The organism is Bacteroidota bacterium (genome assembly GCA_018698135.1).
Classification (GTDB): Bacteria; Bacteroidota; Bacteroidia; order CAILMK01; family JAAYUY01; genus JABINZ01.
The window spans coordinates 1-7,538 of the sequence record JABINZ010000070.1 but is presented as its reverse complement, the minus strand read 5'-3'; the positions used below and the strand labels follow the sequence as shown (position 1 = coordinate 7,538).

The window sequence follows — 7,538 nt, the reverse complement described above, 5'->3', positions numbered from 1 at the left end:
TTTCACAGTATTTTATAAAATCAACTTTAAGACTATTTTCTTGAATCAGGTCATATTCACCGCTAAGTAGCAAAGTATCTTTTTGTTTTGCTGTCTCTATTGCAGTTTGAGTGTTCTCTTTCTTTTTGTCAGGTGAATAATCTTTTAGCAATTCTAACTTTTTCAGAAATTCATATTTTCTTACCTTCTTACCATTTTCAGGAATAGAATAGACAAGATATAAAGATTCACCTTTTACACCTTGTCTGGCTCTCAATGTGATAAAGTTCCCTTTCCAGAGTACCCTATTTGTTCCTATCTTTTTGTTTCCCATGATATTATATTTGTTACTTATACTTGCTTATTGTTAATAGTAACAAATATAGTGCTAATATTGATTAAATCAACTTTAGTAACAAAATAGTAACAAACTTTAGCAAATCAAAGGAAATTAAAAGAAGATGTAAAAAGAAAAAGCCCTGATAATCAGGGCTTTTAGTTGTTGTTACTTTCTCTTGTTTGTGGAGTTTAGTACCCGAGGCCGGAATCGAACCGGCACCGCTTTAAAGGCGACAGGATTTTAAGTCCTGCGTGTCTACCAGTTCCACCACTCGGGCAACCTGGATAGAACAAATTGTTCTAACAAAAAAAAGAGCGGGAAACGAGATTCGAACTCGCGACCCCGACCTTGGCAAGGTCGTGCTCTACCACTGAGCTATTCCCGCAATGGAGGTGCAAATTTAAGAAAATTTAACATTAACAAAATTTTTTATGCTAAAAAAACAAAAGCTAAATTTGTCTTACTTCCAATTGCCTAGTTTTAACAACATAAACGAGCTTTATTGCCAATTTAATGATGAAAAAAAACATTTATATTTTATTTTCTTTATTTGTTTGCCTTAACCTGAATGCGCAAATTCAACAAGACATATATCCAGAGAAAAAAGGAACTGAATTGCTGGGTCTTTTGGTTACTGATTACAAACCCTCCTCAACCCTGAGTTATAATGCTGCCAGAGATGAACTATGGGGAGCTGTTGCTAAACGAAATCAAGACAGCTTGTCCTGTGTGTATACCGATTACACAATATACATCAGTCCATCTGCATCCAATCCACGAACAGAGGCTTATAATAAAGGCATAAATTGCGAACATACCTGGCCACAAAGTTTGGGTGCCACCGATCAAGCCAAAAGCGATATGCATCATCTTTATCCAACAAGAGAAGATGTAAATGGTGCAAGAGGAAATTTAGCTTTTGGGGATATTGACGATATCAATACAGATAAATGGTTTTGGCTTAATCAACAGAAAACAACAATCCCAGTCTCATCGATTAACCAATACAGCGAAGTGGATAATAATAAATGGTTCGAAGTACGTGAAGATCATAAAGGGAATGTAGCACGAGCTATGATGTATTTTTATACAATGTATAAAAACCAGTCGGATGCTAGCTTTTTTAGCAAACAAAAGGAAAACCTTTATTTCTGGCATCTGCAGGATCCGGTAGATGTTGATGAAGAATGGAGAAATGAGTTTATTGCCAGCAAACAAGGTGGACATCATAATCCTTTTATTCAGGATTCAACTTTGATAAGAAGAGCTTATTTCCCTAATTATACCGGCTGGACTGAAGTTGGAATGAAAGATGAACTGAGTCTTTACAGTGTAGTTGTAAACAACAAGGCCAAGTCAATTGATATAAATTTTGAAAGTGAGTTGAAAAATGTTCAAGTGAATATCTACAATTTTTATGGCCAACGATTGGAAAGCATTTTTTTTAATAATCCGAATAGCAAAATAAGTATTTCAACGAACGAATTAGTACCGGCTATTTACCTCATTCAAATAAGTACCAACAAATATTCTCATAGTCAGAAAGTAAATATTAACCATTAAACAAACTATTTAGGTTCCTAAAGTACTGACTATCTGAATATATTCCGAAAACTGTTAATTATTATTTTGAAATGCTATTACCGATTATGTATTTTTGAAATACCTAAACTGGTAGTAATGAACTGTTCTAAAATCAGTGTAATATATATACTGTTATTCTTGTCATCTTATACGGTATCAAGTCAAAATATACGTATTGATAGTCTTATCCAAATTGTTGATTCAATTCAGGATAAAACTGAAAAAGTTAATACATATACTGATTTTGCAGAAAAATACCTCAGAAACAATCCGGATATTGCGAAAACCTGTGCACAGAAAGCATTGGATTTGGCAAAAGAAATAAAATACATTGAAGGGGAAGTTCATGCCTATCAATATTTGGTTAATATTTACTTACTTGTTTCAGAATATGATAAAGCCTTTGATTATGCCAATAAGGCACTAAGTTTATCAAAGAAAATAAAAGACAAGAGTTTTCTGGCTACTAGTTATCATTTTATGGCCCTTTATTATCACGAGATAAATAATTATACAGAGGCAATCAAATATTATCATTTGTCTGAAGAGATTAACAAGAAAATCAAAAACCTTCCAAAACTTGCTGGAAATTATGCAAATCTGGGTTCTTCTTATACCAGTTTAGGGCAAAATGAGACAGGACTGGGCTACTACATCAAGGCAGCTAAAGCTTATGAGAAAAACAATAATGAGCAAAGCCTTGCCATTGTTTATAATAATATGGCGATACTATTAACTGATCAGGAAAGAGAGCAGGAGGCTATTGATTATTATAAAAAAGCAATTAAGCTAAATATCCGTAACAATAGCTTAGTTGATCTAGCTTCAAATTATAATAATATTGCAACTATCTACAAGGAGTTTGGAGATTATAAAATTGCCGAAAAGTATTATCAGAATTCAATTGAAATTAATGAAAAATTAGGTGCAGAATCATCACTTGCTCAAAATTACATGAATCTTGCTGTTTTAGCTAATAAGCAAAATCAAACTGAAAAAGCTTTAGAATACTATAGTCAATCATTGGCTATTTGTAAAAACATTAATTTGAACATTGGACTGGTCTATAATTACCTGAACCGAAGTGATGTATTCAAGAAAATGAAAAGGTACAAGGATGCTGAAAAGGATCTTTTGGAATCGGAACTTTTATTACAAGAGTTAAATCAACCAAAGCTGACAACCTACTTGTATGAAAAAAAATATGAATTGTATAAGGAGACGAAAAAATACGATCTTGCTTTGGCAAATTTTGAAAAGTTTGAAGCCAGAAAAGATAGTTTCAACAGCAAGGAAAAAGAAATTGCTGTTGAAGATATTAAAACTAAATATGAGACAGAAAAAACATTAAATGAGAACGACATACTAAGAGAACAAAATATACTGAAGGCCAATACAATAAAAAGTCAGCAATTACTTTGGTTTGCTACTTCAGCAGCTCTTTTATTGTTTGTCATTCTAACAATGGTATTGATAAATACACGAAAACGCCAACGTATAAATATGCAAAAACTTATTCAGCTCAATAAAGACAATATTGCAAAATCGGAACAATTGATTGAGCTAAATGCGCAAAAGGATAAATTCTTCTCTATCATAGCGCATGATTTAAAAAATCCCTTTCATTTATTGCTTGGATATTCCAATCTGCTTATTAAAGACATACATGATAAAAAATACAATGAAATAGAATATTTTAGCAAGCTGATTTCGAAAAGTGCTAAAACAGGTAATGACTTATTGGATAATTTAATGGAGTGGTCTAGATCGCAAAGTGGAAAAATCACTATAAGTCCAAAAGTTATTGATTTGCTCGAATTAACGACAAAATCTATTAAAATGTTCGAAATCAATGCATTCGATAAAAACATCACTATCCATAATAGAATAACAAAACAATGTCAGGTATATGCAGACTATAATACCCTTAGTACAATAATTCGAAATTTAGTAGCAAATGCCATTAAGTTTACGCATGAAGGAGGGGTAATAATTCTGAGCTGTAAAGAAGAAAATAAAGAGGTCGTTATATGTGTTAAAGATAATGGAATCGGCATTAATGCAGAAGATTTGCATACAATTTTCACCTTGGATAAGGAACACACCTCTCTAGGAACAAATGATGAGAGAGGAACAGGACTGGGGCTAATTATTTGCAAAGAATTTGCCGCTAAAAACAATGCAGAACTAAGTGTTGAAAGTACTCCCGGAATTGGAAGCACTTTCTGTATTCGTTTCAATAAAAACTAAAACTACATTTCTTCATCTCCAAAGTCAGCATCTCCTCCGCCTTTGGATCTTTTGTCAACTTTGTAATTATTGATTTTGTATGTAACGGTCAAGGACACCACATGTGGCTCACGACTATAGATCATTGAGGTAGCAAAGTTTTCTCCATAAGAGTTCATTGTATGGCTCATGGTGCCAAAAATATCGCGTACCTGAAGCGTGGCCGACAATTTGTTTTTAAGAAAATCCTGCCTGATACCCAAATTGGTATAATAAAATGCATCCCGATCACCTTGTCCTGTTACTGAAGGGCCAGTATAAAAGCCACTTAACTGAATTCTTGTTCCCCATTTTAATTTAAAGGAAGTATTTAGTCTAAAGCTCCAGGTATTAATAGTCTGTGACACATTTTCGTCTAACAAATTACCTTCAATAGAATAATTGAACACATTTACACTTGTATTTAATGTCCACCACTTGGTAAATTCAAAATTACCCATTACTTCCAATCCAATTGATCTGTCTTTATCAATATTATCAAAGGTTCTGACTAAAATATTCCCAGTATCGGTGAGGTATGTTATACGTTGAATTTTATTTTGTGTCTGACGCATATAGGTTTCAACAGAAATAAAGTTTGACTTAAACCGCTTTTGATAACTTAACTCCATGGAGTGTATGTTTTCAGGTTCCAATGCCGGATTTCCCATTCGTATATTATGCTCATCCATATAATTTGGAAAAGGATCCAAATAATACTCTCTTGGCCGATGAATACGCTTGCTATAACTTGCCATCAGTTGCTGATTATTTTTTAATTTTCGAGATAAATGAAGGGTAGGGAAATAATCCAAGCGATTAACTACATAGCTCGTATCTAATATATTTTGCTCCAATATCCTATTGGTAGATTCCAAACGTAAGCCCAGCATATAATCGAACTTGCCTAAATTATTTGAATACGTAGTGTAAGCTGAATGAATATCCCTACTAAACTTGAGATCGTTGTGTAATGCTGTGTTTTCTGTCCACTTATCTTGTACAGCATCATAAATCTCTAACATATAATCTGTTTCGCCATTGTTAAATCGGTATTGATATCCAGCTTCCAGCTTGCCTTCTTTCCCAATAGGCCTTACATAGTCTGTATTTAACCTGATATCCGCATCATGGCTATTTTCAAAAACCCTTTGCATAAAAGGATCATTTTGTAAGTCGATATACCAATGATTATCGGTTATATATTCAAGCAAATTTTCTTCATCTTGTCCATCTCCTGATGAATAAAAACCTGAAAATGTAATTTGGTGTTCTGGTTTCTTAAACTTATGCTGATAAAAAAGCTTGCTGCTGTAATATAATTTCTCAACCAAAAAATCATTATCGTTCACATAAAATTCAGCTAGAGTTAAAGGCTTTGTATGATCATAATACTTTGAATATGAATTATGTCCATAACCCCTTGAACCATAATCAAATGACAAGCTTAAATAATCATTATTATTAATGTCATATTCTACTCCTGTTCTTAGTTCATAGCCACTTCTTCCCCGGTTTCTATCTCCTGCAATATCGCTATAGTAAAGGGTGTCGTTTATTTTTGTCTCCCGACTGACAATACTGCTTCCAAAATTTGTTTTATCGTTATAATCAAAACCGGCAAATACATTTATTTTGCCCATACGGTAATTAAATAGTCCGTCAATACCATATTTTTCACCAGTACCAAAGGTGGCATTTATGATTCCATTAAAGCCTTTACCCTTTTGTTTTTTAGTAATCACATTAATGATACCTGCAATACCATCGGGGTCGTATTTTGCACTTGGGTTAGTAATAATTTCAATTTTATCAATGGTGCTGGCAGGAATTTGTTGCAAGGCATCGCTTCCTCCTATAACAGAAGGTTTTCCATCAATATAAACTGTGAAATTACTGCTTCCCCGAAGCGATACATTTCCATCAATATCAGTTTGAACGGATGGGGTGTTTTCCAAAACATCTACTGCACTGCCACCTGTTGCAACCAGATCTTTGCCTACATTTATGACCTTCTTATCAATTTTATATTCGATATGTGTTTTATCAGCAGTAATTTCAAATTCATCCAAATCAAGTGCTGCCTGTTTAAGATTGATTACACCCATGTTATATTCTGTGTTTTTGGGTGTGATCATGATAGAATTCACTTTCCTTTTTTCATAGCCCACAAAAGTGACTTCGATATAGTATTTACCAAATGGAACTTCTTCTATTCTGAACTGACCATTTGACTGACTGATGGTTCCAGTAACTAATGAGGAATCTCTACCACTAAATAGCCCAATGGTTGCATATTCTACGGGTTTGTTTAAGTCGGGATCCATAATTGTTCCCATGACCACCCCAATCTTAGGCATATTTTCTGAGCCTTTGCTTCCATCGCGTTGTGCAAATGTGTGGTGGTTAAACATAATTGAACTAACAATTGTAAGGATAATAATAAGGTTGGTTTTCATTAATTCTAGCTTCTTATATAGTCAAACATACGTGCATTGGACAGTTAAGGTCTAAAAAACTTACGCACAAATTAATAATTATTTAGACGTCCATGATAGCAATTAGAAAGCCAGAAAAATTAGTGCTTGAAGAAGTTGAAATTATACTATAAACAAAAAATATGATATGACAGAATATGATAAATAGAAACACCCTGAATCAAGTTCTATCTGATGATCTGGGATTTATATCAAAAACAAAATCTCATTAACATAAACCTAATAGGTGGCCTTACTCCTGTTAGGTTGAGTACCTGAATATAATCAACAACCATTTAAATGAATACTTGCTCTTTTCGACCTATCAGGTTTTATTCAACCAGATATGACTAATTCTTTTCAGGATCAGTCATAGTGCGACTTTAAGTCGACCATAACCTAACAGGTGGCCTTTCTCCTGTTAGGTTGAGCAACTGAATATAAACATCAAACTTTTGATTGGATACTTTCTCTTTTCGACCTATTAGGTTTTATTCAACCAGATAGGTCTGATTCTATTCAGGACCAGTCGTAGTGCGACTTAAAGTCAGCCATAACCTAACAGGTGGCCTTACTCCTGTTAGGTTGAGCAACTGAATATAAACAACAAACTTTTGATTGGATACTTTCTCTTTTCGACCTATTAGGTTTTATTCAATCAGATAGGACTAATTTTTTCAGGATCAGTCATATTGCTAATTTAAGTCAACCATAACCTAACTGGTGGCCTTGCTCCTGTTAGGTTGAGCAACTGAATATAAACAACAAACTTTTGATTGGATACTTTCCCCTTTCGACCTATCAGGTTTTATTCAACCAGATAGGTCTGATTCTATTCAGGACCAGTCGTAGTGCGACTTAAAGTCAGCCATAACCTAACAGGTGGCCTT

General features: G+C 33.8%; 4 protein-coding genes and 2 tRNA genes. 2 read left to right on the top strand and 4 right to left on the bottom strand.

What is annotated here, in order from left to right; genetic code table 11:
- The 3 genes from HOG71_04065 to HOG71_04055 all read right to left on the bottom strand — a co-directional run.
- Positions 1-313: hypothetical protein (locus HOG71_04065; protein MBT5990007.1), on the bottom strand; the 313-nt coding region annotated here is incomplete at its 3' end.
- Between the two features lie 198 nt (positions 314-511).
- Positions 512-596, bottom strand: a tRNA-Leu gene (locus HOG71_04060).
- Positions 597-632: 36 nt separating this feature from the next.
- Positions 633-704 (bottom strand) — tRNA-Gly (locus HOG71_04055).
- Between the two features lie 131 nt (positions 705-835).
- Between HOG71_04055 and HOG71_04050 the strand changes: the two genes are divergently transcribed.
- Both HOG71_04050 and HOG71_04045 read left to right on the top strand, forming a co-directional pair.
- Entirely contained in the window at positions 836-1,882 is a 1,047-nt protein-coding gene (locus HOG71_04050) for a T9SS type A sorting domain-containing protein (GenBank protein ID MBT5990006.1), read from the top strand.
- Between the two features lie 117 nt (positions 1,883-1,999).
- Positions 2,000-4,153 (top strand): tetratricopeptide repeat-containing sensor histidine kinase, encoded by a 2,154-nt coding sequence (locus tag HOG71_04045; GenBank protein ID MBT5990005.1) that lies wholly within the window; start codon positions 2,000-2,002, stop codon positions 4,151-4,153.
- Positions 4,154-4,155: 2 nt separating this feature from the next.
- Here HOG71_04045 and HOG71_04040 read toward each other — a convergent pair whose 3' ends face one another.
- Complete coding sequence (locus HOG71_04040; protein MBT5990004.1) at positions 4,156-6,630, bottom strand: TonB-dependent receptor; 2,475 nt, start codon at positions 6,628-6,630, stop codon at positions 4,156-4,158.
- Positions 6,631-7,538: the final 908 nt, after the last annotated feature.